This is a genomic window from Nocardiopsis alba (genome assembly GCF_000710955.1).
In the GTDB taxonomy this organism is placed as follows: Bacteria; Actinomycetota; Actinomycetes; order Streptosporangiales; family Streptosporangiaceae; genus Nocardiopsis; species Nocardiopsis alba.
The window spans coordinates 276,294-298,786 of sequence record NZ_BAZE01000001.1 but is presented as its reverse complement, the minus strand read 5'-3'; the positions used below and the strand labels follow the sequence as shown (position 1 = coordinate 298,786).

Sequence of the window (22,493 nt, the reverse complement as noted above, 5' to 3'; positions counted from 1 at the left end):
CGGCGCCGAGGGCCCATCCGGATCGTTCCGGGTGGGCCCTCGTGGCGTTTCCGGGGGTCAGGTCGAGGCCGGTGCCTTCGATCGAGTGGTCCCGCCGGAGACCAGACGCCTGAGCAGACTCTCCGCGGGGCCTCGCAGGCCTCGACGGCGCATGAGTTCGGCGGCGCCCAACGACACCAGCCAGACGAGCGTGGCCACCACCAGCGCTCCGCTCAGTCCTACGCGGTCGTGCAGGCCCAAGGCGATGGGGGCGAACACCGCCATGAACGCCACGCTCTGGAACAGGTAGAAGGTCATGGAGCGCTGTCCCAGTGCGACCACCGCGGTGGTCAGCGGGCCCCGGGTCCGCGCGGCCCGGAGGGCGATCAGCGCGATGGCCCCGGCCATGCCGAAGCCGCCGAAGTAGCCGGTGAGCGGCTGGAGCATGGCCGCGGTCCAGAGCGCGGCCGTCGTCGAGGGCTGCCACAGGCCGGTCTGGGCCAGGACCGAGGGCAGGGCTCCCAGACAGGAGATCACCATGGTCACCACGACGGCGCGGATCAGGAAGGCGCGGTGGCGTTCGGGGGCCTCCAGCAGTCCACGCCGGGCCGCCCACATGCCGGCGATCACACCGGGCGTCACCAGCACGGTTCCGACGAACGTTCCGATCGGCGCGCCGGGGAGGCGTTCCAGGTACAGGGAGCCCGTGTCACCGCCGGCGGGCAGGGTCAGGGCGCCGATGTCGAAGGTGGTCAGGCCCTGGGGGAGGGCCAGGAGCAGCGGGAGACCGGAGAGCAGGGTGCCGGGGATCAGGGTGAGGGCGCCGACCCACAGCAGGGTGCGGTCCCGTACTCGGAGGAGGCCGACGAGCACGAGCGAGGCGACTCCGTAGGCGGCCAGGATGTCGATGGGCACCAGGAGGAGGTGGGCCGTGCCGAAGACGATCAGCCACAGACCTCGGCGGCGCAGCATGGCCCGGACATCGGCAGGGTCGTCGCCTCGGGAGGTACGGCGTTCCAGCATCTGGACGAGGGCGTAGCCGAACAGGAACGCGAACATCGGTCGGGCGTGGTTGCCGACGAACAGGTCGTGGAAGGCGAGGGCGATCCGGTTCGCCGCGAGGGGGCCGTGGTCGATGGCCAGGACGTACAAGGGGGCGTGGGCGAAGGCGATGGCCAGGAGCATGGCGCCACGGGCCAGATCGGGGGCGAGCGCTCGGGGCGCGCTGGTGGTCACGGTTCCTCCTCTGCGAGGCGTTCTCGTACATGATATGTCATGTAAATCATGTAAAGCATGGCGCGGTCGAGAGGGGGAAACGGAGCCGGGGCCCGGCATGATCCGCTTGATAGGCTGTGCGGAACATGTGGAGAAGGTGGTGACCAGGTGGCCGAGAAGGAGGACGGCGCTTCCTACGGGCCCGGTGGCCGGGGGTTCTACGGCGCGGTGACCGTGAGCGAACGCGGTCAGATCTCGCTGCCGGCGAAGGCCCGCCGAGACCTGGGCATCGCGCCGGGCGACAAACTGCTCGTCCTGGGAGACCCCGCGCAGGGGCTCGCCCTGATGACGGTCGACCGGCTCATGGGTCAGCTCGAATCCTCGTCGCTGTTGATGTCGGCGATCCGGGAGCACACCGACGACCCCGGTGAGACGGGCGAGGACGAGAAGCGGGAGGGCTGAGCCCCCGCGAACGCGCCGAGGGCGCTCCGTCGCACCGACGGAGCGCCCTCGGCGCGTTCGGGTCAGTCGGACTCGGAGGGCAGCCTGCGCACGTTGCCTCCGGGCGAGCGCCACTCCGAGTCCTCCCCGTCCCGGGGATGGGGAGGGGTGGGAGAGGCGCCCCGCGCGATCTTCTCCGGCACCGGGATGGCCGGTGCCCCGGGCAGCGGACGCCCCGCGCTCTCGGGCATCCGCCATACGACCACGACGCCCACCGCGCCGGCGATCATCAGCAGCCAGGCCGGGGCGTACAGGTTGCCGGTGGACTGCACCAGCGACTCCGAGATCAACGGGGTCGTGCCACCGAACAGTGAGACCGAGATGTTGAAGCTGATCGCCAGGGCGCCGTAGCGGACCTTGGTCGGGAAGAAGGCCGGCAGAGCCGCCGGGGCGGCCCCGGAGAAGTGCACCAGGGTGATGGCGAGGACCAGCACACCGAAGGCGACCGACCACAGGTTCCCCTGTTGCAGCAGCCAGAAGGCCGGTAGGGACAGCACGATCGCGAACAGGCTGCCGGAGAACAGGATGGGCCTGCGACCCACCCGGTCGCTCGCCCTTCCGACCAGGGTCACGGCGGCCAGCATGAACACCATCGCGCCCAAGGTCGCGACCAGCCCCATGGTGGTGCTGTAGCCGAGCGAGGAGTCCAGGTAGGTGGGCAGGTAGGCGGTCACCATGTAGTTGTTGACGTTGAAGACCATCACCAGGCCCAGACACAGCAGGATGGCGTGCCCCTGCTCGAGGATGGTCTCGCGGAGTTGCCCCTTGCGGCGCGCGCCACCGGCGTCCTTGGCGAAGCCGTCGGTGTTCTGGTCGAAGACGGGGGTCTCCTCCAGCTTGACCCGCAGGTACAGACCGATCGCGCCGAGCGGCAGGGCCAGCAGGAAGGGGATGCGCCAACCCCAGGCCAGCATCGTCTCGTCGCCGAGGAACAACGTCAGCAGGGTGACGATGCCGGCGCCGCCGATATAGCCGCTGAACGTGCCGAACTCCAGCCACGAGGAGAGGAAACCGCGGCGTCTGTCGGGCGCGTACTCGGCGATGAAGGTGGTGGCGCCGCCGTACTCGCCTCCGGTGGAGAAGCCCTGTGTCATGCGGGCGAGCAACAGGAGGATCGGTGCGGCGATGCCGATGGTGTCGGCCGAGGGGATCAGGCCGATCGCGAAGGTGCTCACCGCCATCAACAGCATGGTGAAGGCGAGTACGTGCTTACGCCCGATCCGGTCTCCGAGGGGGCCGAAGAACATACCGCCGAGCGGACGCACCAGGAACGCCGCCGCGAAGGTGGTGAAGGTGGCGATGAGCTGGACGCCCCCCGATTGGGAGGGGTAGAAGACCAGCCCGATCGTGACCGCCAGGTAGCTGTAGACACCGAAGTCGTACCATTCGGTCGCGTTACCGATCGCGGCCGCGGTGACGGCCTTGCGTGTGGTGCGATGTTCGGTCCGCAGGCTTCGGGCATCGTCGGAGGACGAGCCGCCTCCGGGTCGTGTGTCGCTCACGTCTCTCCCTCGGTCGCGTCACCTTGCGTACCTACATAAGCACCATGTGCGAGGGGGCCGTGGGATTTGAACGTGTCGGCCGGAGGGTAGCGTGGTCGCATGCGTAAAGTGCTGGTCAGCGCCTGCCTGATGGGGCGCAGGGTCCGCTACGACGGTCGGGCCAAGCCGGTGGACGACGCCGCGGTCGAACGCTGGCGGCGGGAGGGGCGACTCGTCGTGCACTGCCCCGAGATCTCCGGGGGGTTGCCGGTGCCCCGGCCCCCGGCGGAGATCGAACCCGGCGCCGACGCCGCGGACGTGCTCGCCGGCCGGGCACGCATCCTCACCCCCGAGGGCGTGGACGTGACCGAGCACTTCGTCTCCGGTGCCCGTTCCGCGTTGGCCACCGCCCGGGCCCACGGGGTCGCCGTGGCCCTGCTCAAACAGTCCAGCCCCTCCTGTGGGTCACGCGAGGTCTACGACGGGACCTTCTCCGGGGTCAAGGTGCCGGGGGAGGGGGTCACCGCCCACCTGCTCCGCGAGCACGGGATCGCCGTGCTCGATGAGGACCAGGTGGCCGAGGCGGCGCGCCTGCTGGCCGAGGTCGAGTCGACCGACGGGCACGCCACCCCTCCTGGTCAGGGCTTGACCACCTCATAGCGCAGACAGGCGAAGGCGCCGGCCCGCTCGACCTCCAGGGGGCGCAGTTCGACGCGCCCGTCCAGCAGGGGCGCGCCCCCGCCCAGGGAGATGGGCGCGATCGACACCCGCACCTCGTCCAACAGCCCCAGACGGGCCAGGTCGGCGGCGATCCGTCCTCCGCCCACCACCCAGATGTCCCGGCCGTCGGCGACCCGGACCATCTCCGCGTGCAGAGCGCGCAGTTCCTCGTCGGTGTCCGCCCGGGCGAAACGCAGATCCCCCTTCACCCGGGGCAGGTCGCGATGGGTGAGCACCCAGGTGGCCGCCTCGTAGGGCCACGGGTCGCCCCCTTCATGGGTGAGGATCCATTCGTAGGTGGTCGCCCCCAACACGATCGCCCCGGCGCTCCTGATGAACGCCTCGGTGCTGTCGATCGCCTCGGAATTCTCCTCGCCCGGTTGCGCGCCCTCCACAGCGAACAGCCAGTCCAGTGAGTTGTCCGGGTCGGCGATGAACCCGTCCAGGCTGGTGGCGGTCTCGTAGACGGTCCTGGTCATGTCGTTCCTCCGTAGTGTCTCTGTAGCCATTCGATGGGGTCTCCGTGATCCACCGCCACACCCGCCTCGCGCAACATCTGTCGCACGAGCTGGCGGCGGTGCGCGGCGAAGGTGAGCACGTGCACTACGACGCCCACCAGGGAGAAGCTCTCCGGCGGGTCGCACAGGGCATCGATGAGCCGGTCGCCCCAGGCGCCTCGGCGTCCGATGTCGTCGACGGTGGCGATCCACCGAGCCCCCGCCGCACGGTGCCTCTCCCGGAGCGATTCCGGGTCGTCGGCGGCCGGCTCGGGGAAGTCCGCTCCCTCGATGGAGGCCAGCCAGACCTCCTTGCTCTTCACCAGCAGCTCCAGCGTGCGGGCGATCGACTCCTCGGGTCCGTCCCACGACAGGACGGTCCGGCCGGGGGCGCGCGTGGCCCGGTACTCCTGCTCCGACAGGCGCGAGGCCAGCTCGATGAGGTGGGTCGTGTCGTCGACGTCGTGGTGGATCTGGAGCACGGTCGGCTCCATGCCGTTCCGCCGCGGCGAGCCCTCCTCCACCCACAGGTGGAACGGCGGATGGAAGTGGACGCCGTTGGGCGCCTCCAGCCACCGTTCGCTGCCCTTGGTGGTCGCGCCCGGCGGATGACCGAAGGCGCGTGAGAACGCCCGGATGAACCCCTCCACCGACTCGTATCCCGCGGTGAAGGCCGCGTCGGTGACGGTGGTGCCCTGTCCGATCTGCCAGGCGGCCCGCTCCAGCAGTACCCGGCGGCGCAACGCCACCGGTGACTCTCCGGTGTCCCGGGAGAAGGTACGGCTGAAGTGGAACGGCGAGGCGTGGGCCTGTCCGGCCATGTCGCTCAGGCGGGCGTTGTCCTCGTGCAGGACGGCGTCGAGGAGTTCGCGCAGACGATCACGGCCCGAGGGCGGTTCGGCGGTGGGCTGACTCATGTGACCAGTATGTTCACGGAGGCCCGTCACGCGCTTGACCGTTCTTGCGCACCCCGCGCGTCCTTCGGCGGCCGTGCCTCGTGGTGCGAACGCCCCGAAAGATGCGATAGAGTCTTCCCCGTTGGCCGCGCCGGAGACGGCGCCGGTCCACCGCACGGGACGTAGCGCAGTTTGGCAGCGCACTTGACTGGGGGTCAAGGGGTCGTGGGTTCAAATCCCGCCGTCCCGACGGGCGAAGGGCGTTCACCTGGGTGAACGCCCTTCTTCGTGTCCCCGACCCGCTCGGAGGGCCTTGTAATAGTGAACCACCGGCATGCCGGTGTAATCGGCCTCCTCGTAGACGGCTCGAGCGGGAGCGTGACCCGGATCGCCTCCGGTCTCGACGAGGGCGACCTTCATGTCCTCCTCGCGCATGAACCGTTCGGCCTCAGCGACGAGTTCCCTCCCCACTCCTCGGCCCTGCCATTCCGGATCGACCGCGAGCATGTGCAGTACTCCGATGCCCTCCTTCCGGTCGAGCCTGACCGTGGAGAATCCGGCGATCCGGTCGGTCACCGCCACCCGGGTTCGCATCTCCTCGGAGTCCAAGGCGGCCCGGACGTCCCGGCTCTGGGCCCGACTCCAGTCCCCGACGACCCGTGCGTAGATCTTCGGTCCCAGGACTCGGGCGATCGAAGCGTGTACGGGCTCCCATGCGCGTAGGGACAGAGCGACCACGGCCTCGCGGTCCTCGGTGATGTGGTCACGAATCTCGATGCCCATGGGGCGCAGCGTAACCACGGGGGAGCCAGACGGGCTACGCGTTTTCCACCTCGAAGGCTCTGGACACATGGACGCGCTTCGACGGCCACGGACACGTGGTGGACCCCTCAGCGCGCGGCGGCGTCGAGGTGGGTGATGTAGGCGTTCATGGAGTGGTCGCGGAGGGCGTCCGCGCCGGGGGAGAACACGTCGGCGGTGTGCCCCTCGAACGAGTCGGTCAGGCCGCCCAGGACGGACATCGGCTTCTCGCGGATCCGTCCGCCGGCGTCGATGTGCCGGACTTCGGAGACATGACGGTAGAGCGGCTCGGGCGGCACCTGGGCGACGATGTCGTTGTTGTTGACGAAGCGGTACATCCTTCCCTGGAACGCCTGCTCGTAGGCCCGCGCCAGGGCGGGATCGCAGGTCCGGGGCTGCCCGAACGTGTAGACGCCGTCCGCGAGGACGTCGTCGGCGAAGTGCAGGCGGGCGGCGGCCAGCATGGCCAGTGCTCCGCCCAGGCTGTGCCCGGTGACCCACACAGTCTGGTCGGAGTCCCGGAACTCCCGCAGAGTGCCGGAAAGCTCCGAGTAGACCGCGTCCAAGGCGCGTTGGAAGCCCCAGTGGACCCGGCCCTCGCAGGAGTGTTCGCGGACCTGGGGCGCGTTGACGTCGGAGAGCCAGTCGCGGACCTGTTCGGGCTCGGTTCCTCGGAAGGCGATGACGATCATGTCGTCGCCCGCCATGACGTAGGCCTGGGTGTCCTCCAGGACGAAGGGGCGGCTGAGCGGCACCCGGAAGGAGCGCACACGGTCGAACCCCCAGCCCCGCGCCGTCTCCTCCACCTCGGTCTCGTCCTTGTAGGCCAGCCGCGCGGCGTGGGCCAGGCAGCGGACGTGGGGCAGTCCGTAGCCCGTGGCGGTGTGGTCGAAGGTGATCGCGGTCATGTGACGACTCCCGTGCGGATCGATGTCGTCACCATCTGTAACATCCTTGTTCCGTTCGAAGAGCCCGGACACGGCCGTCCCGGCCGTCCTTCCGGCTCTTCGGCCGGGAGGGGCCGTCCCCTCGGCCCTGCGGGCGGGCCGCCTTCTCCCGGACCTGGACACCTGGAATTCCAGATCTCTCTCCCGAACCTTTCGTGGAACGGACCGTTTCTCCTCGTCGTCGGGCACACTCGTCGACGACGGTACGGAGACGAAGCCCGCGAGGAGCGACGATGGCGGCGACAAGAGGGGAGACCGGGCCTCCCGGACTCGACACGATCCCCCGACGGGCCGGACCGGACGACGTTCCCACCCTCATAGAACTGCGCGTGGCCGCGGCGGAGTGGCTGCGTTCCATCGGATCGGACCAGTGGCACGACACCGCCCGCGCCATCGCGGACATCGAGGCGGGGGTCGCCTCCGGCACGACGTGGGTCGTCGATCGAGGAGGGAGGATCGACGCGACCCTCACCCTGGGAGGGCCCGACCTCGACTTCTGGAACGAGGAAGACGACCTCGCCGACGCCTTCTACCTCTACAAGTTCATGGTCCGTGCGGGAGAACGCGGCGGTGGGCTCGGAGACGCCTTCCTGGAATGGGCCTGTGCTCGGACCGCCGCCCAGGGGAGGCACTGGCTCCGCCTGGACTGTTGGCGTACCAACCACGCCCTGCACCGGTACTACCGCGAACGAGGGTTTCGGCACCTTCGCACGGTCCGGTGTCCGGGGCGGGGGAGCGGAGCGTTGTTCCAGCGGCCGGTCCTCCCGAAAGGCGAGGCGGATGTGAGTTCCGCTCGAACCTTCGAAGGGGAGGCATGAACGCGGATTCCCCGTTGTTGCCCACTGTCGACGGTGGACGAAGGGATCGGCGATGACGGACCTGGTCGAACGGAACGAGGCCACGGGAGCGGGGACGCTCCCCGCCTCGACGGACGTGGTGATCATCGGTGCGGGCCAGGCCGGTCTCTCGGCCGCCTGGCATCTACGACGCCTCGGACTGGAACCCGGGACCGACCTCGTCGTCCTGGACCGAGGGCCCGCCACCGGCGGGGCCTGGCAGTTCCGCTGGGAGTCGCTGCGCCTGGACGACGCCCACAAGGTCGACGACCTTCCCGGGATGCGCGAGATGGGTCTGAGCTTCGCGACCGCCGACGTCGAACGCCCGGCCCGGGACGTGGTGCGCGAGTACTACGACCGCTATGAGCGCTTCTTCGACCTGAGGGTGGCGCGGCCGGTCCACGTCACCGGGGTCCATGACGAGGGCGAGGGGCTGTCGGCCACGACCACCGCGGGGGACATCGAGGCCCGGGTGGTGGTGAACGCCTCCGGTACCTGGGCGCGACCGTTCCGGCCTCATATGCCGGGTATCGCCGACTTTCGAGGCCGACAGCTCTCCACCCCCGAGTACAGGGAGGCGGCGGAGTTCTCCGGCCGGAGGGTACTGGTGGTGGGAGGCGGTACCTCGGCGGTCGGCTTCCTGCGCGAACTCGAAGGCGTGGCGGCCGAGACGATCTGGGTCACCCGGCGTCCGGTCACCTTCGTGAACGACCCGAAGGGCGGTGTCAAGGCGGTGCGCGCCGCCGACGAGGCGGCCCGGTCGGGGAGACCGCTGCCGAGCATCATCAGCGGAACCGGCCTGCCCGCCACCCCCGCGAACCTGGCCGCCCGCGACCGCGGACTCCTGGTGGCCCGCCCGATGTTCTCGGTGATCGAACCCGACGGGGTCCGTTGGGAGGACGGCTCGTTCGAACGGGTGGACGCCATCATCTGGGCCACCGGCTTCCGCGCCGAACTGTCCCACCTGGCCCCGTTGCGGTTGCGCGAACCCGGAGGAGGGATGTGGGTGCGCGACGGGCGCTCGGTCCGCGACCCTCGGCTGTTCATGGCCGGATACGGGCCGCAGGCGAGCACGATCGGCGCGAACCGGGCCGGTCGGGCCGTCGCCCGCCAGGTCATGGCCGAACTGGAGAGGAGCGGCGTCCGGACGTCGGCGGGCCGAGCCGGCTGACCCCCGTCCCGGGCGCCTCCAACGTGGGGTCCGGCCCTCGCGGTGGAACGCGAAAATCGGTGGGCGTTCTCTCGATATGTCACTAACCTTCCGAAGGTTCGACGCCTTCGACGGGAGACCCTCATGAACAGCGCAGTGACCCTCATCCGTTCCGCCGCCCTCTCCGACGCGGCCGAATACGCCTACGCGGCCACCGTCCCGGCCGGGACGCGTCTGATCTTCCCCGCCGGCGCGTGCCCGCTGGAGAAGGACGGAACCACCGCCGCGGTGGGCGACTACGCGGGCCAGGCCGCCGTCTGCGTGGCCAACCTGCGGACGGCGCTCGCCGAGGCCGGTGCCGGCCTCACCGACGTGGTGAGCACCCGGGTGCTCGTCGCCTCCTCCTCCCAGGACGACCTGGTCGCCGCCTGGGAGGTGGTCCGCGACGCCTTCGGCGATCACGACGTCCCCAGCACCCTTCTGGGCGTCACCGTTCTGGGTTACGACGATCAGCTGGTGGAGATCGAGGCCGTGGCCGCCGTCCACGATCGATGAATCGCGCCCCGGCCGTCCCACGGGGGCGGCCGGATCCGCCCGGATCGAGGCTGTGGACAACCTGATGAGCCGACCCTCGCCGCCCTAGGATCGGAGGAGGACGGGTTCTCCGAGCAGGGAGGGTGTGCTGTATGCGGGCCAACATGCTGCCGACCGAGGATTTCGAGCGCGATCCCTCGGCTTTCACCGACCGGGTCACCTCCGATGGGCGCTACGGGCGCGTCGCCGAACCGGGCCGCTACCGTCTGGTCGTCAGCCGGGCCTGCCCATGGGCGCATCGGGTGGTCATGGTCCGGCGCATCATGGGGTTGGAAGAGGCGATCTCCCTGGCGGTCGTCGATCCCCTACAGGAGGTCATCGACGGTGAACCGCACTGGGTCTTCAGCGAGGGCAACGGAGACCGGGACGGCAAGGACCCGGTCCTGGGGATCCACGCTCTGCGCGAGGCCTATCTGGCACGCGACCCCCACTACACCGGGGGTGTGAGCGTTCCCGCCCTGGTGGACGTGGCCACCGGGGAACTGGTCTCCAACGACTACGACATGCTCAGCGTCGATCTGGCCACCGAATGGGGCGATCTGGCCAGGGAGGGCGCGCCCTCCCTCTACCCGGAGCTCCTACGGGAGGAGATCGACACGGTGAGCGCCTGGATCCACCGCGATCTCAACCACGGGGTCTACCGGGCCGGGTTCGCCCCCGACCAGGAGGTCTACGAGGACGCCGTCTCCAACGTCTTCTCTCGGCTCGGCTACCTGGAACGGCGGTTGGCCGGACACCGTTATCTGGTGAGCGATCACATCACCCTGGCGGATCTACGTCTGTGGGCCACCCTGGTCCGGTTCGACGCGGTCTACCACGGCCACTTCAAGTGCAACCGGCGCAAGCTCTCCGAGTATCCGGTGCTGTGGGCCTACGCGCGTGACCTCTACCAGACACCGGGTTTCGGAGACACCACAGATCTGCTCCACATCCGGGAGCACTACTACTACGTGCACACCGGCATCAACCCCTCCCGCATCGTGGCGGTGGGGCCCGATCCGTACGGCTGGGAGGAGCCCCACTACCGTGAGGCGCTGAACGGCGAACCCTTCCGAGGGGACACCCCTCCGGATCCGGTGCCGGAGAACGAACGGGTCACGGACCTGGAGTTCCAGGGCTGAGGGCTCCGGCGGGCGGGCTCAAGGCTTCGAGTCGCCGATGTCGGTGACGGGCCCGGGGCCCCGCCCGGCCGGGTTCCGAGGTCCGGCCGGACGGGGAGGTCTCACCGTGCCGGATGGTGCGCGGCGACCAGGAGTTCGACGTTGCGGTCGGCCTCCGAACCGAGGTTGGCGGCGTCGGCGTACAGGTCGTTGACCGACAGCTCTCGGTACAGCGACGCCAGACCGGCCTGCGAGTAGTCGCCGTGGTCCACCTGATAGGGGCTGTCGGCCTCCAACAGGGTGGTGAACAGTGACATCGTCCCGTCGGCGTTGTCCACGATCTCGATGCAGCGGGCCATCTGCGGGTGGTCGATGTGAGAGGCGGTGTTGATCTCCCAGAAACCGCGTTCGGGGCTGCTGGAGGTGTGCGCACGCACCTTGTTGTAGTGGGTGTGCCCGTTCACCCAGGCCAGCACGTTCGGATAGCGCTTGAGCATGGTGACGAGGATGTCGCCGATGTAGCGCAGCTCGGCCGGGCGGCGACGGTCCGGGAGCGGGTTGGTCATCGTGTCGCTGGTGTGATGGCTGAACAGGACGAACAGTTCGTCGGTGACCTGCTGGGTCCGGCGCCGTCCGAGCAGGTCGTAGTAGACCGAGCTCGACGCGCGCAGGGTCCGCTCCAGCCAGTCGTACTGGGTCTTGCCGATGGACCCGTTGGCCAGGCCGGCCAGGGTGGTCGTGTCCATGCTGATCCCGGTGACGCCCTCGGCGATGGGGAAGGTGTAGAAGCAGTCGACCCCGTCGGCGTTGGCCTCGGTGAAGCCGTGCCCCACCGGCCCGGGGCCGGTGTTGGCCTCGCTCAGGTGGGCGGCGACGAACCCCTTGGTGTCGAAGGGCATGCGCCGCTCGTCGGGGGTCACGGTGGAGGTGATGGACGAGGCCTTGACCGTTCCGGGCTCCTCCAACCGCTCGACCTCGTCGGGAAGCTCGCCGACCTGGTCGGGTTCGGTCATGGCGGCCGCGGCCTGCTCGGTCACCCGGTCGTCGGCGAACATGATCTTGCGGTCGCCGATGAAGCAGTCCGTGAGGCTTCCGACGGGCAGGGTGCCGGACGGGGTGTTGTCGTGGTTGCCGATCGTGCAGTACCAGGGGACGTCCAGCCCCGGGCTGTGGAACTCGGAGGTGGCCGCGTCCAGGAAACCGGGCAGGTGGGGGAAGAAGCCTCGGGACTTGTACCGGTCGCCGCGCTCGCTGTCGGGATGCCAGTACAGGTCGGAGCCGCAGTTCTGCACGCCCTCGTAGCCGGACGGATCTCCGGTGTTGGGGGTGATCGACCCTCCGTTGAGGATCGCCATGAGCCATTCGAGCTCGATCTGCTCGTGATTGTCGGTGTTGTCGCCCGTGGTCATCATGAAGTCGAAGGGACGTCCGGTGACGGGACCGGCACGCAGGGAGTTGACCCTGGCGACCAGGGCCGAGGCGCCGAGCGGGGCGAGCGTCTCCTGGGGGCGGTGGGCGCTGGATCCCAGGATCGGGTGGGTGTACTCGAAGCGCACCGGGCTCTGGGCGTCCATGATGTGCAGGTCGGTGAACTGGACGAAGGCCGCCAAGGGGGTGCGGCGGTCGTCGCGGTCGGAACGGGCCGCCACCAGGTCCTCGCGGACCTCGATGGGCCATCCGGGGCCGGAGGTCAGCAGTCGGTAGCCGTCGCCGACGGGGGTGGCGACCTCGGCGAGGGTGGTGCCCTCGGGGTCGACGACCCGGTCCAGGGTGCGGCGGAGGAGTCGGTCGTGAGTGGCGGCCGAGACGGGAGGGGCGCTCAGCCCCAGGGCCGCCAGGCCCACCGCCGAGCTCAGGAGAAATCCACGCCGGTTGAAGGAGGCCATGCGTGTGGTGTGTCCTTTCGGCCCGATGCGGGCCTTGCGGGGTGCGGGGTGGACCCTATTGAAGGTCACCGGGATCGCCGGGGCAACGGGGGAGAGGGGCATCGGTCCGGGGGCGCGGAGGGAGGGGGGCGGGCCCGGGTGGGTACGATGCCGGGTTCGGCTCTTTCCGGGAACGGGGGGCCGCGGCGAGGTCGTCCCGTCGTGCCGTCGGGCCGTCCACCTGCGGGTCGACGCGGGGCCTCGGCTCGTTCTCCGGGCCCTTCCCGAGCCTTCATAAAGATGAAAAGATCTCACGTTTGGCCGGATGCGGCCATCCTCATGCCGTTCTCGGCACCCCGACCGGTAGGGGCGCTCCGGAAGCGTTCACGGCCCGAGGGGGTCACGTGTCGGGTGGGAGAGCCGGTGAACGGGGCCGGACCGTGACGTGGTCGGGCGTTCCCTGGCACACTGTTCCGGCGTTCGAACCCGGAATCGATGGACGGACGCGAAGGAGACGGGGGACAGATGAGAACGAAGACGGATACCGGACCGAACCCGGGGGCGAGAGAGTGAACGGGTACCCGCCACAGGGAGGGTGGGGCGGTCACCCCGGCCCGCGACCCCCACAGCATCCGCAGTACCCGCCACATCCTCAGCAGTCGCAGCAGCAATGGGGTCCGCCCTCGCCGGGGCCGCCGCACGGATACGCGTGGCCGCCCGGCCACGGGCAGCCGTCGTACCACGGGCGGGCGCCGCAGCACGTGGCGGTGGAAGGGCTGCCGCAGGGGTGGGATCGTGTCTCCCCCGAATGGCCTCTGCCGGGAGAGCCGGGCACACAGGCCTTCCACCCCTCAGGGGGAGCCGGTACCTATCTGCGTTACCTGTTGGCGTTCAGCCCGCTCCTGGGGGTGTTCTTCGTCGTCTTCCTGCTCCTCGGCTCGATCCTCTTCGAGACGATCGCCTCCGGGACGGGGATGACCGGCGGGATCGTCGTCGGGGCCATCGCCACCCTCTGCCTCGCGGTCACACCCGTGATCAAGACCAGGAGGATGATCCGCGGCACCACCGTCCTGACCTCCCCGGTCGGGGTGGAGCTGCGCGACCACATCGGGTTCCAGGTCCGGCTGCGCTGGCCGGACATCGTCCAGATCGATCGGACGCTCGACCGGATCTCGGCCGGCAGGGGGGTCGAGGTCGGCGGAAAGAACGTCCAGGTCAAGGACCTGGAGTCACGCGGCCTCATCGGGTGGGGAGAGCGCGTCGTGCCGGATCAGGCCGCCCGGATGCGTCAGGTGTTCGCCGCCCAGCCCCGGCACCCCCGCACCGGGGCCGAGCTGGTCGCGATCTCCTTCCAGTCCGCCGGACCGGACGGATGGGACAACCCCCTCGTGTTGGAGGCCCGCCGTCACCGCCCGGACCTGTTCGGCTAGTTTCGTCCTCGAATGTTCGGGGCGCCCCGGGATCCCTTCCCGGGGCGCCCTTTCGGGGTCTGTGCCGAACACGAACGAGATGAGAAAAGGTGAGAACGGTGACGGGCAAGGCTCGTGAGGATGGTGGAGGGCCGTTCCGGCCCGGGCCCGTGCCCGTGTGGATCGGCGCGGGGCTACTGGTCGGCGCCCTGCTATGGCTCGTGACGATGTCCGTGACCCGCGGAGAGTGGCTCGAAGCCTCCGGCGGCTCCCTCTGGTGGACGGCCGTCCCCTTGGCGGTCCTGATCCTGAGGGGCGGGATGAGATGGAGACGCCACCACCTCTACCCTCCCTCCGTCCCCGTGTATCTCGTCTGGATGTCCCTGGCCTGCCTGCTCGCTCTCTACCTGGTGTGGAGCGCCTTCCCCGAGGGGCTCTTCAGCGGGACCACTCCGGAAGGGCGAGCGGTCCTCGCCCGGCCGGACGACGCGCACGTGTGGCTGGTGGTCTGCGCCGTGGCCCTGGGGTGTCTTCTCATGCTCGCCGGTGGTCGGCGGTTCGAGCCGAGGCCGGCCCGGAGGTTCCTGCCGATGGTCGGGATCGGGGCCGTGGCGGTCGTCCTCGTCGGGGTGTCGCTCGCCCGGTTCGTCGTCCCCTGGGTGCCGCATCGCGTCGCCGGTGACCTCGGGGAACCCGAGGCGATCCCGGCCACGGTCTCCGGCGTCGGTTGGGAGTGGCGTCCGCCCCGAGGGCAGGAGATCCGCGCCGTCGAGGTCTGGGATCACGGGCCGCTCGTTCTGTTGTCCGACGGGGTGACCGCGTTGGACGGGGCGAGCGGGGCCGAGAGGTGGTCCTATCTGCGCCCCAACGATCCGGTCGATGAAGTGTGGACACGCGATGGTCGTGTGCACGTACGCCACCTGGTGGGCGAGACCGAGGACGGCGAGGACCCGCGTGCCACGGATGTGCTGGACCCGGCCGACGGGAGGGTCGTCGAGGTGCGGGGCGACCTCGTCCCTCCTCCTCGGGAGGGGTCCTACGGGGAATGGGACCTGGAGATCCTCGCGGAGATCTCCGACCTCCCCGAAGACTGCACGGTCACCGGAGTGCTGAACCACGGACCTCTCATCGTCGGGACCGTCGGTTGCCCGGACGAGGACGGGGAGCTCTTCGAGAACGCGGTCAGGGCGAACGACCCCTTCGGGTGGGAGGGGACCGGTGTGGACGCCCGGCTCGTGGCGGTCGACCGGGAGGAGGAGATCGAGCTCTGGACCCGCGAGTGGAGCGTCCCGCCCGGTGAGGAGGGTCCCCGGCAGAAGACGGTCCCGGAACCGGGAGAGGGTCACGTGGTCGTGCTGGAACGCGGCCCCGAGGGCAGGACCCTGGTGCTCGACGCGGAGACCGGTGAGGACCTCGTGGTCCTTCCCGAGGAGCACGCCTACAGCGCGGACCTCAGGGGGGTGGTGGCGGCCGACGCGAACGGGGCCGTGATCGCCCGTGAGACGGGAGAGTTGGAGACCACCTTCCACCGGATCGACCCCTCCGGAGAGGTCACGGGCACGGCCGTGGTCGAGGGGGTCTACCTTCACGACATCACCATCGGCGGGTCGTCCATCGCGGTACTGGAGGACGCCCTGGCCTTCGTCGGTGCGCGGGACTACGTGGGCGAGTCCGGTTACACCCTGGTCGCGCCCTTCGGGGAGACCGTGGGTTGGGAGAGCCCGACCATGATGTTCTCGGAAGGCCGCGCGGCCTCGGAGGCGATCGCCGTCCCGGGAGCTCTCGTGGCGGTCGCCCGGGACGGGGGGTCCGAGCGCTTGGAGGGATGGACCCCCTGATCCGGTCCCGGGCGCGGCCTCGCCGATGTTCGTCGGGCCCGGGAAATGCGATAGAGTCTGAGCTGTTGGTCGCGCCGGAGACGGCGGATCGGCGCACGGGACGTAGCGCAGTTTGGCAGCGCACTTGACTGGGGGTCAAGGGGTCGTGGGTTCAAATCCCGCCGTCCCGACAGAGAAGTAGCAGGTTGTAGAGAGGTCCACCATCCGGTGGGCCTCTTTCCGCGTCTCCGGGGGCATCACCCCACGTCACGCAGATTGCGTTCCTCGCGGCCACCTACCTCACGATCGCCGTGTCTGCGTCGACCGCCGCCCTGAGGACGCGTGAGCGCCCCGGCGCCACCCGCTGGAACAGCTCCCACGGCTCATCCGGAACAAGGCCTTCGACCATCGACACACGGCCAGGCCATCGAGCATCCAAATGAGATGAACTCTGAGCAGGTGGAACGAGAAATTTCGCTACAGCACGCGGAACAGTTCCAATGACGACTCTCGTCTCCCGACCCGGTGACGCGCCATCGAACAGGTTCACATCCTGAACGCGGAATCGGGCCTTGGACCCTGCATCGCCGCTTGGCTCTTCAAGGTGCTCCTGTTCGTGTGAGCATCACCGAGTCCTCGCCTGGCAAGGGGGAGATGCAATGGTAGGGGGCTCACGCCTTTTTCGGTGACTACCGGGATTGGATTGTTCGCCAGTAGTCGGACATGAGTTCCTTCGACCATTGCGGTTGGGAGACAGTGCCGCGTGGTGCGAACTCGAGCATGTAGGGCTTGATGTCCAGAACCGGGGTCCGATCGATCGCGTCGAGACCTTCGACCGTGACGCTCAGGTTCTGGACGTCGACGATTCGCACGGTGGTAACGCCGATGCGGTTGGGGCGGTTCTTGCCCCGCTGGGCGAAGATACCGACCTTCGGCCATGACTCGTTCCCCCGAGGGTGCCGGGCTCCGGTCGTGATCTTCTCAGTCGGGACGCGGTCGAACCAGTAGACGATCACCGCGTGGCTGAATGCGTCGAGGCCCTGGAGCGCCTCGGGGGGGAAGGTGTCGCCGTCGAGGTGGATGGTCGTCGCTTCCGCGTCCCAGGCGTCGTCGGTGGCATCCGTCCGTGTGCTGTGCACGAAGCCGATGGGGGTCAAGTGAATCGACATGTCTTGTCCTGCCCTTCTCTTTCGACCTTGTCAGAATATGAGCGCCAGGAGCCCTGACGTGAGTGCGGCGACGAACAAGGTGTTGAAGATCGTGGTGCCGAGTCCCCCTCGAAGACCGAAGGGGACGTCCCGGTCGTTGCAGAGGCCGCGACCGGGGAAGAAGTGCTCCGGCAGGTCCAGCGCCATCGCCCCGATGCGGTGCTCCTCGACCTCGACATGCCCGAAGGCGGGCGCCACATCGACAACGAGCTCTTCGTCCAGGTGATGACCTCATACAGCCCACTGACCGAACGCGAACACGACGTCCTCGAATGCACCCTGAAGGGGCTCACCATCGTCCAGACGAGCGAGACCCTTCACCTGCCGACCGGGGCGGTGCGGGACCACCTCTTCAGCGCCGTCCAGAAGACCGCCACGTAGACGCGTCGGGAAGGTCGCCCGCTACGCGCGCGAGAAGAATTGGATATGACGGGCGTAACTCAGGGCTCGGCAGTCTTATCCCTAGCCACGAGCTCGACTTCGAACCCGTCCGGATCCTCCAGATACGCCACATGCCGATCAGGCCCGGCCGCATGGGGGTGCCGATCGGCGAACATCAGCGTCCACCCCTGGCCGGCCGCCTTGCGTACCAGCGACTCCACCTCGTCGGCGGTGTTCACGTGAAAGGCGAGATGGTTCAACCCGGCGCGCTTGCGGTCATGCTCGCCTCGTACCGCGGGACTCGCCTCAAGCACGATGTAAGTGGCCCCGAGCCTGTAGCTGACACCCCGCCCCCAGCGCTCGTATTCCTCGTAGCCCAGAGCCGGCAGCAGCCATCCGAGGCTGTGCTCGGCGGTGTCGAGTTCGCGTACCCACAGCTCGACATGATGTAAAGCGCCGTGGCTTGCGTTCATCGGATTCCTTCCCCTGTACGCAGTAACCGGTGAACCAAGGGTTCATCTCATTTGGATGCTCGATGGCCTGGCCGTGTGTCGATGGTCGAAGGCCTTGTTCCGGATGAGCCGTGGGAGCTGTTCCAGCGGGTGGGGGCGGGGCGCTCACACGTCCTCAGGGCGGCGGTCGACGCAGACACGGCGATCGTGAGGTAGGTGGCCGCGATCGTCTTCGTGTCCACGTCCGGCCGCGCCTGGGCGCAGCTTCCGCCGGTGTTCGGTCTGTCCGGGGCCACCGCGCACCGGTGCTTCATCGAGTGGTTCCAGGCCCGGGCCCAGGCCGAGCCGCACCGGCTGGTCCTGGACGAAGTCGGTGCCCGTGGTCGGTGTGGACTGGTCTCGGTGGGTGATCGACCCGGTCAATATGCGGGCCCTCCAAGGGGGGAGTTGACAGGTCCGAATCCTGTAGACCGGGGTGAGAATGGGTCGAAGGTCCACTTGATCACCGACCGGGCCTGTATGTCCTTGTCCGTGGCGGTCTCGGGGGTCAACGTCCACGACCCGCAGCCTTTGGTTCGGGGGCCCTCCGGTCCTGCACCGCCGTGGGCCACGGCGGTGCAGGCCTTCCAAGTCGCACGGGGACAAGGACAACGAGCTCTAAAGGGGGCGCCCAGGTGAACGCCCTTCCTTCGCCTGCGTCAGGGACGCACGGTGCGCTGGGGGACGATCACCGGGGTGCCCGACACCGGGTCGGTGAGCACCGTCGCCTCCACGGAGAACACCTCGCGCAGCAGTTCCTCCGTCACCACCTCGGCCGGCGGCCCTTGGGCGACGATCCGTCCCGCCCGCATGGCCACGATGTGGTGGGCGTACCGGCAGGCCAGGTTGAGGTCGTGCAGCACCATGACCACGGTGCTGCCGCGTTCGCGGTTGAGGTTGGAGACCAGCTCCAGCACGTCCAGCTGATGCGCCATGTCCAGGTAGGTGGTGGGCTCGTCCAACAGCAGCAGGTCGGTGCGCTGGGCCACCGCCATGGCGATCCACACCCGCTGCCGCTGGCCGCCGGACAGTTCGTCCACGTCACGGTCGGCGAACCCGTCCGTTCCGGTCGCCCGGAGCGCGTCCTCCACGGCCTCGTGGTCGTCCTCGCCCCACTGGCGCCACCAGCTCTGGTGCGGGTGGCGGCCCCGGGAGACCAGGTCCCGGACGGTGATGCCCTCGGGGGCGGTGGGGGACTGGGGCAGCATCCCCAACACCCGGGCGACCTCGCGCGAGGGGGTCTTGGCCAGGTCCTTTCCGTCCAGGAGCACCGAGCCGCCCGAGGGCTCCAACAGCCGGGACAGGCCGCGTAGCAGCGTGGACTTGCCGCAGGCGTTGGCGCCCACCACGGTCGTGACCAGCCCGTCCGGGATCCGTACGGACAGCCCGGGTACGACGGGGTCACCGCCGTACCCCAGACGGACGTCACGTGCCTCCAGACGGGCGGTCCGGCTCTCGGCGTCGGTCATCGGGCGGTACCTCTCGATCCACGGCGTCGCTGCAACAGGTACAGCAGGTACGGGGCGCCGACCAGCGCGGTGAGCACGCCGACCGGAAGCTGCACGGGCAGCGCGGTGCGCGCCACGGTGTCGGCGATCAGCACCAGGGCGGCGCCGGTCGACGCGGACAGCAGGGGTGGGATGTCGGGGACGGCGGCTAGCCGTCGCGCGACCTGCCCCGATACCAGGGCGACGAAGGCCACCGGCCCGGCCGCCGAGGTCGCGAGCGCCGCCAGGCACACGGACACCAGCAGGAGCGTCGCCCGGGCCCGGCCGGTGCGCACACCCCAGCCGACGACCACGTCGTCCTCGAAGAGCAGGGCGCGGTTGGTGTGCGCCAGCACCAGAGCGGTGGGCAGTAGGACCGCCAGGCCGAGGGCGACCGGGACGGCGTCCTCCCACGAGCGGGTGTTCAGGCTGCCGGTGAGCCAGACCGCCGCGCGCTGCGCGTCGTGCACGTCCACCACGGTCAGCAGGTACTGCGTGAACCCGGTCAACGCCGCCGACAGGGCGATCCCGACCAGGAGGAGCCGCCGTCCCCGTAGGGAATCGCCTCGGGCCAGCAGGAAGATCAGCGCGGCCGCGCCCAGCCCTCCGGCCAGGGCGGCCACCGGGATCGGGACGACGCCCACGGGCCCGCCCAGCGTGCCCACGGCGATCACCCCGACGGCCGCGGTGGAGGCGCCCGCGCTGATCCCCAGGACGTCCGGGCTGGCCAGCGGGTTGCGCAGTACGCTCTGGCCGAGCCCGCCCGCCAGTCCGAAGGCCGCGCCGACCAGGATCGCCAGCGCCACACGCGGAAGCCGGACCTCCCGTACCGCGTAGACGGTGTTCTCCGCGCCTCGGCCGTGCAACGCGGCCCACAGGTCCGCGGGCGCGGTCGGTCGATCGCCCAGGCTCAGCGCCACCAGGGCGGAGAGGATCACCAGGACGGCGACGGACAGGGTCGCCACCACCACCCGGGCGCGCGGCCGGGGGCGGGGGAGCAGGTCGAGGGCGCGTGACGGACGGCCCGCGCGTACGGTGGCGGTCACAGGCCACGCTCCTTGGTACGTCGGGTCAACCAGATGAAGAAGGGCGCCCCGACCAGTGCGGTCACGACCCCCACCTGGAGTTCGCCGGGCCGGGCCACCAGCCGTCCCACGACGTCGGAGATCAGAAGGAGCAGCGGGCCGAGCAGTGCGGCGCAGGCGAGCAGTCGTCGGACGTCGCCGCCCACCAGCGCTCGGGCGATGTGCGGGATCACCAGGCCGACGAAGGCGATCGGTCCGGCCAGGGCCACGGCGGTGCCCGAGAGCAGGACCACGGCGGCTCCGGCCAGCAGTCGGGTCCGCATGACCCGGACCCCGAGGGCGGCCGCGGTGTCGTCGCCCAGGGCCATCGCGTTGAGCGAGCCGGACACCACCAGGGCCAGGACGGCGCCCGCGAGCATGAAGGGGACGCTGGGCGGGAGCACCCCGGTCCCGGGCATGGTGAGGGCCCCGACCACCCAGAACCGGTACTGGTCCATGGTCGAGGCGCTGAGCAGCACGGTCGCGGAGATCACGGCGCCGAGGAAGGCGGTGGTGGCCGCGCCGGCCAGGGTCATGTTGACGGGTGTGAGGCCTTCGGGGGAGCGCTGGGCGAACAGGTACACCGCCGCCGTGGCCAGCGCGGCGCCCAGCAGGGCGAGGAGGACCCGTGGGGCGCCCGCGCCGAGACCGAGGAAGGCGCTCCCCGCGACCACGGCGACCGCGGCTCCGGAGGAGATGCCCAGTAGCCCGGGGTCGGCGAGGGGGTTGCGGGTCACGGACTGGGCGAGCACCCCCGCCATGCCCAGGCTCGCGCCCACGAGCAGGCCCAGGAGGGTCCGGGGGAAGCGCATCTCCCAGATGACGGTGGCGGCGATGCCCTCCCGGCCGAAGATCCCTTGGAGGGTCTCGACGGGGGAGAGGACGCGCGTGCCCACGGCGAGGCTGACCAGGAAGGCCACGATCAGTAGGACGAGGGCGCCGAGGAGGACCGCGCCGGTGTGCGCGGTCCTCCTCGGCGCGAGGGATCGGGGTGTCACCGGAGGCTGTCGGCGATCTCGGTCAGATCGTCCAGAACGTGTTCGGCGCCGGTCACGCCCAGGCCCAGGTACCAGGTCTCGTCGGGGATCTCGCGGACCAGGCCGTCGTCGGCGACGGCGGGGACCCGGTCCCAGAGGGGGCCGTCCACCACGGCGGCCTGCTCGGTCGCGTCGGCCTCGCCGTAGGTGCCCCAGAGCACCCAGTCGCCTTCGGCCAGGGTGATCTCCTCGGGGGAGATCTCCAGGGCGAGGTCGTCGATGTCCTCGGCCTCGGGGCGCTTCAGGCCCACGTCCTGGAGCAGGACACCGATGAAGGAGTCGTTGCCGTACAGGCGGGTGCGGCCGGCCATGAAGCGGAGCATGGACACGGTGGGGACCTCGCCCCCGTTGGCCTCGACGATGGCGTCACCGACCTCGCCCGCGCGCTCTTCGTAGGCGTCGAGGAGTTCGCGGGCCCGCTCCTCCTCTCCCAGGGCGTCCGCGTTCAGCAGGAAGTTCTCCTTCCAGAGCACGCCGGGGCGGGGCGCGAGAACGGTCGGGGCGATCTCCTGGAGGCTCTCCTTCAGACCGTCGTCGTCGATCCGGAGCGTGGTGCCCAGGATGAGGTCGGGCTCGAGGTTCTTGATCTGTTCGAGGTCGAGAGCGTCGTAGGCGCCCAGGTCCACCGCGTCGCCGACCTCCAGGTAGTCGGGGGCGATCCCGGCGTCGGCGGGGTGGGCGATCCCGACCGGTTCGATGCCGAGGGAGAGCACGTTGTCCAGTTCACCGGTGTCGAGGACGATGACCCGCTCGGGCTTGGCCGGGATCTCCGTCGGTCCGACCTCGCCGTTGGCGACGAGGTTGTCCACGACGCGGGGGAACTCGCCGGGGGCGGCGTCCGTGCCGAGCCGTTCGGAGAGCTCGCGCACGTCCTGGAAGCCCTCCTGTCCGGTGGCCACGTTCGACCGGTTGTCCCCGGTGCCGGAGGTCTCGGTGGTGCCGCAGCCGCTGAGGAGGAGTGCTCCCGCCACGAGGACCGTGGTGGCGGTGGTGAGTCTGGACAAGGGAATCCTCTGA

23 protein-coding genes, 2 tRNA genes and 2 pseudogenes are annotated in these 22,493 nt (G+C 69.8%); 12 read left to right on the top strand and 15 right to left on the bottom strand.

Features of this window, described 5'->3' with window-relative positions:
- Positions 1-57: 57 nt before the first annotated feature.
- The gene (locus TR33_RS01225; protein ID WP_042280936.1) at positions 58-1,215 is read right to left on the bottom strand and encodes a DUF418 domain-containing protein; all 1,158 of its coding nucleotides are present in this window, start codon (positions 1,213-1,215) and stop codon (positions 58-60) included.
- A 147-nt stretch (positions 1,216-1,362) separates the two neighbouring features.
- Between TR33_RS01225 and TR33_RS01220 the strand changes: the two genes are divergently transcribed.
- Positions 1,363-1,656 (top strand): AbrB/MazE/SpoVT family DNA-binding domain-containing protein, encoded by a 294-nt coding sequence (locus TR33_RS01220; RefSeq protein WP_014908618.1) that lies wholly within the window; start codon positions 1,363-1,365, stop codon positions 1,654-1,656.
- Positions 1,657-1,718: 62 nt separating this feature from the next.
- On the opposite strand, the gene TR33_RS01215 is transcribed toward TR33_RS01220, so the two are convergent.
- The gene (locus tag TR33_RS01215) at positions 1,719-3,197 is read right to left on the bottom strand and encodes an MFS transporter (RefSeq protein WP_042280933.1); all 1,479 of its coding nucleotides are present in this window, start codon (positions 3,195-3,197) and stop codon (positions 1,719-1,721) included.
- 99 nt (positions 3,198-3,296) lie between these two features.
- On the opposite strand from TR33_RS01215, the gene TR33_RS01210 reads away from it, so the two are divergent.
- Positions 3,297-3,836 (top strand): 2-thiouracil desulfurase family protein, encoded by a 540-nt coding sequence (locus tag TR33_RS01210; RefSeq protein ID WP_017534018.1) that lies wholly within the window; start codon positions 3,297-3,299, stop codon positions 3,834-3,836.
- On the opposite strand, the gene TR33_RS01205 is transcribed toward TR33_RS01210, so the two are convergent.
- Both TR33_RS01205 and TR33_RS01200 read right to left on the bottom strand, forming a co-directional pair.
- Positions 3,815-4,375, bottom strand: coding sequence for a dihydrofolate reductase family protein (locus TR33_RS01205; protein ID WP_017534017.1), 561 nt, complete (start codon positions 4,373-4,375; stop codon positions 3,815-3,817). The genes TR33_RS01210 and TR33_RS01205 overlap by 22 nt on opposite strands.
- Entirely contained in the window at positions 4,372-5,310 is a 939-nt protein-coding gene (locus tag TR33_RS01200) for a helix-turn-helix domain-containing protein (protein WP_042280932.1), read from the bottom strand. The genes TR33_RS01205 and TR33_RS01200 overlap by 4 nt, the downstream gene beginning before the upstream one ends.
- A 155-nt stretch (positions 5,311-5,465) precedes the next feature.
- Here TR33_RS01200 and TR33_RS01195 point away from each other — a divergent pair.
- Positions 5,466-5,539 (top strand) — tRNA-Pro (locus TR33_RS01195).
- A gap of 14 nt (positions 5,540-5,553) precedes the next feature.
- Here TR33_RS01195 and TR33_RS01190 read toward each other — a convergent pair.
- Entirely contained in the window at positions 5,554-6,072 is a 519-nt protein-coding gene (locus TR33_RS01190) for a GNAT family N-acetyltransferase (protein ID WP_042280931.1), read from the bottom strand.
- Positions 6,073-6,179: 107 nt separating this feature from the next.
- Complete coding sequence (locus TR33_RS01185; RefSeq protein ID WP_041561922.1) at positions 6,180-6,998, bottom strand: lipase family protein; 819 nt, start codon at positions 6,996-6,998, stop codon at positions 6,180-6,182.
- 272 nt (positions 6,999-7,270) lie between these two features.
- Between TR33_RS01185 and TR33_RS01180 the strand changes: the two genes are divergently transcribed.
- The 4 genes from TR33_RS01180 to TR33_RS01165 all read left to right on the top strand — a co-directional run bounded on the left by TR33_RS01180 (position 7,271) and on the right by TR33_RS01165 (position 10,738).
- A complete protein-coding gene (locus tag TR33_RS01180; RefSeq protein ID WP_014908934.1) occupies positions 7,271-7,855 on the top strand; it encodes a GNAT family N-acetyltransferase in 585 nt (194 codons plus the stop codon).
- Between the two features lie 52 nt (positions 7,856-7,907).
- A complete protein-coding gene (locus TR33_RS01175; RefSeq protein WP_042280929.1) occupies positions 7,908-9,044 on the top strand; it encodes an FAD-dependent oxidoreductase in 1,137 nt (378 codons plus the stop codon).
- 123 nt (positions 9,045-9,167) lie between these two features.
- Positions 9,168-9,578, top strand: coding sequence for a RidA family protein (locus TR33_RS01170; RefSeq protein WP_199806087.1), 411 nt, complete (start codon positions 9,168-9,170; stop codon positions 9,576-9,578).
- Between the two features lie 131 nt (positions 9,579-9,709).
- Positions 9,710-10,738: a glutathione S-transferase family protein gene (locus TR33_RS01165; protein WP_042280927.1), complete on the top strand. Its 1,029-nt coding sequence runs from the start codon at positions 9,710-9,712 to the stop codon at positions 10,736-10,738.
- Between the two features lie 101 nt (positions 10,739-10,839).
- On the opposite strand, the gene TR33_RS01160 is transcribed toward TR33_RS01165, so the two are convergent.
- Positions 10,840-12,603: a TIGR03767 family metallophosphoesterase gene (locus TR33_RS01160; protein WP_042280925.1), complete on the bottom strand. Its 1,764-nt coding sequence runs from the start codon at positions 12,601-12,603 to the stop codon at positions 10,840-10,842.
- Positions 12,604-13,349: 746 nt separating this feature from the next.
- Between TR33_RS01160 and TR33_RS01155 the strand changes: the two genes are divergently transcribed.
- The 3 genes from TR33_RS01155 (at position 13,350) to TR33_RS01145 (ending at position 15,999) form a co-directional block, all read left to right on the top strand.
- On the top strand, positions 13,350-14,012 hold the full coding sequence (locus TR33_RS01155; RefSeq protein ID WP_234305719.1) for a hypothetical protein: 663 nt from the start codon (positions 13,350-13,352) through the stop codon (positions 14,010-14,012).
- A 98-nt stretch (positions 14,013-14,110) separates the two neighbouring features.
- Positions 14,111-15,829 carry a hypothetical protein gene (locus TR33_RS01150; RefSeq protein ID WP_234305718.1) on the top strand — a complete coding sequence of 573 codons (1,719 nt, stop codon included), beginning with the start codon at positions 14,111-14,113 and terminating at the stop codon, positions 15,827-15,829.
- A 96-nt stretch (positions 15,830-15,925) separates the two neighbouring features.
- Positions 15,926-15,999: transfer RNA gene (locus TR33_RS01145), tRNA-Pro, on the top strand.
- A 105-nt stretch (positions 16,000-16,104) separates the two neighbouring features.
- On the opposite strand, the pseudogene TR33_RS26825 reads toward TR33_RS01145, so the two are convergent.
- The 3 genes and pseudogenes from TR33_RS26825 to TR33_RS26520 all read right to left on the bottom strand — a co-directional run.
- Positions 16,105-16,223: pseudogene (locus tag TR33_RS26825) on the bottom strand (IS5/IS1182 family transposase); the annotation flags it as partial.
- Positions 16,224-16,497: 274 nt separating this feature from the next.
- The gene (locus TR33_RS01135; protein ID WP_042280919.1) at positions 16,498-16,977 is read right to left on the bottom strand and encodes an SAM-dependent methyltransferase; all 480 of its coding nucleotides are present in this window, start codon (positions 16,975-16,977) and stop codon (positions 16,498-16,500) included.
- Between the two features lie 30 nt (positions 16,978-17,007).
- Entirely contained in the window at positions 17,008-17,214 is a 207-nt protein-coding gene (locus tag TR33_RS26520) for a hypothetical protein (RefSeq protein WP_017534005.1), read from the bottom strand.
- Between the two features lie 27 nt (positions 17,215-17,241).
- Between TR33_RS26520 and TR33_RS01125 the strand changes: the two genes are divergently transcribed.
- Entirely contained in the window at positions 17,242-17,397 is a 156-nt protein-coding gene (locus TR33_RS01125; protein WP_234305717.1) for a sigma factor-like helix-turn-helix DNA-binding protein, read from the top strand.
- A gap of 59 nt (positions 17,398-17,456) precedes the next feature.
- Here TR33_RS01125 and TR33_RS01120 read toward each other — a convergent pair whose 3' ends face one another.
- Entirely contained in the window at positions 17,457-17,870 is a 414-nt protein-coding gene (locus TR33_RS01120) for a VOC family protein (protein ID WP_017534003.1), read from the bottom strand.
- A gap of 75 nt (positions 17,871-17,945) precedes the next feature.
- On the opposite strand from TR33_RS01120, the pseudogene TR33_RS26820 reads away from it, so the two are divergent.
- A pseudogene (locus tag TR33_RS26820) lies at positions 17,946-18,495 on the top strand (transposase); the annotation flags it as partial.
- A 52-nt stretch (positions 18,496-18,547) separates the two neighbouring features.
- Here the strand turns inward: TR33_RS26820 and TR33_RS01110 are convergent.
- From TR33_RS01110 to TR33_RS01095, 4 genes are read right to left on the bottom strand one after another with little or no spacing between them, the layout of a single operon-like run.
- Entirely contained in the window at positions 18,548-19,357 is an 810-nt protein-coding gene (locus TR33_RS01110; protein ID WP_017534001.1) for an ABC transporter ATP-binding protein, read from the bottom strand.
- Positions 19,354-20,421, bottom strand: coding sequence for a FecCD family ABC transporter permease (locus tag TR33_RS01105; RefSeq protein WP_017534000.1), 1,068 nt, complete (start codon positions 20,419-20,421; stop codon positions 19,354-19,356). The genes TR33_RS01110 and TR33_RS01105 overlap by 4 nt, the downstream gene beginning before the upstream one ends.
- Entirely contained in the window at positions 20,418-21,437 is a 1,020-nt protein-coding gene (locus tag TR33_RS01100; RefSeq protein ID WP_017533999.1) for a FecCD family ABC transporter permease, read from the bottom strand. The genes TR33_RS01105 and TR33_RS01100 overlap by 4 nt, the downstream gene beginning before the upstream one ends.
- Positions 21,434-22,480, bottom strand: a complete 1,047-nt coding sequence (locus TR33_RS01095) for an ABC transporter substrate-binding protein (RefSeq protein WP_017533998.1) — start codon at positions 22,478-22,480, stop codon at positions 21,434-21,436. The genes TR33_RS01100 and TR33_RS01095 overlap by 4 nt, the downstream gene beginning before the upstream one ends.
- Positions 22,481-22,493: the final 13 nt, after the last annotated feature.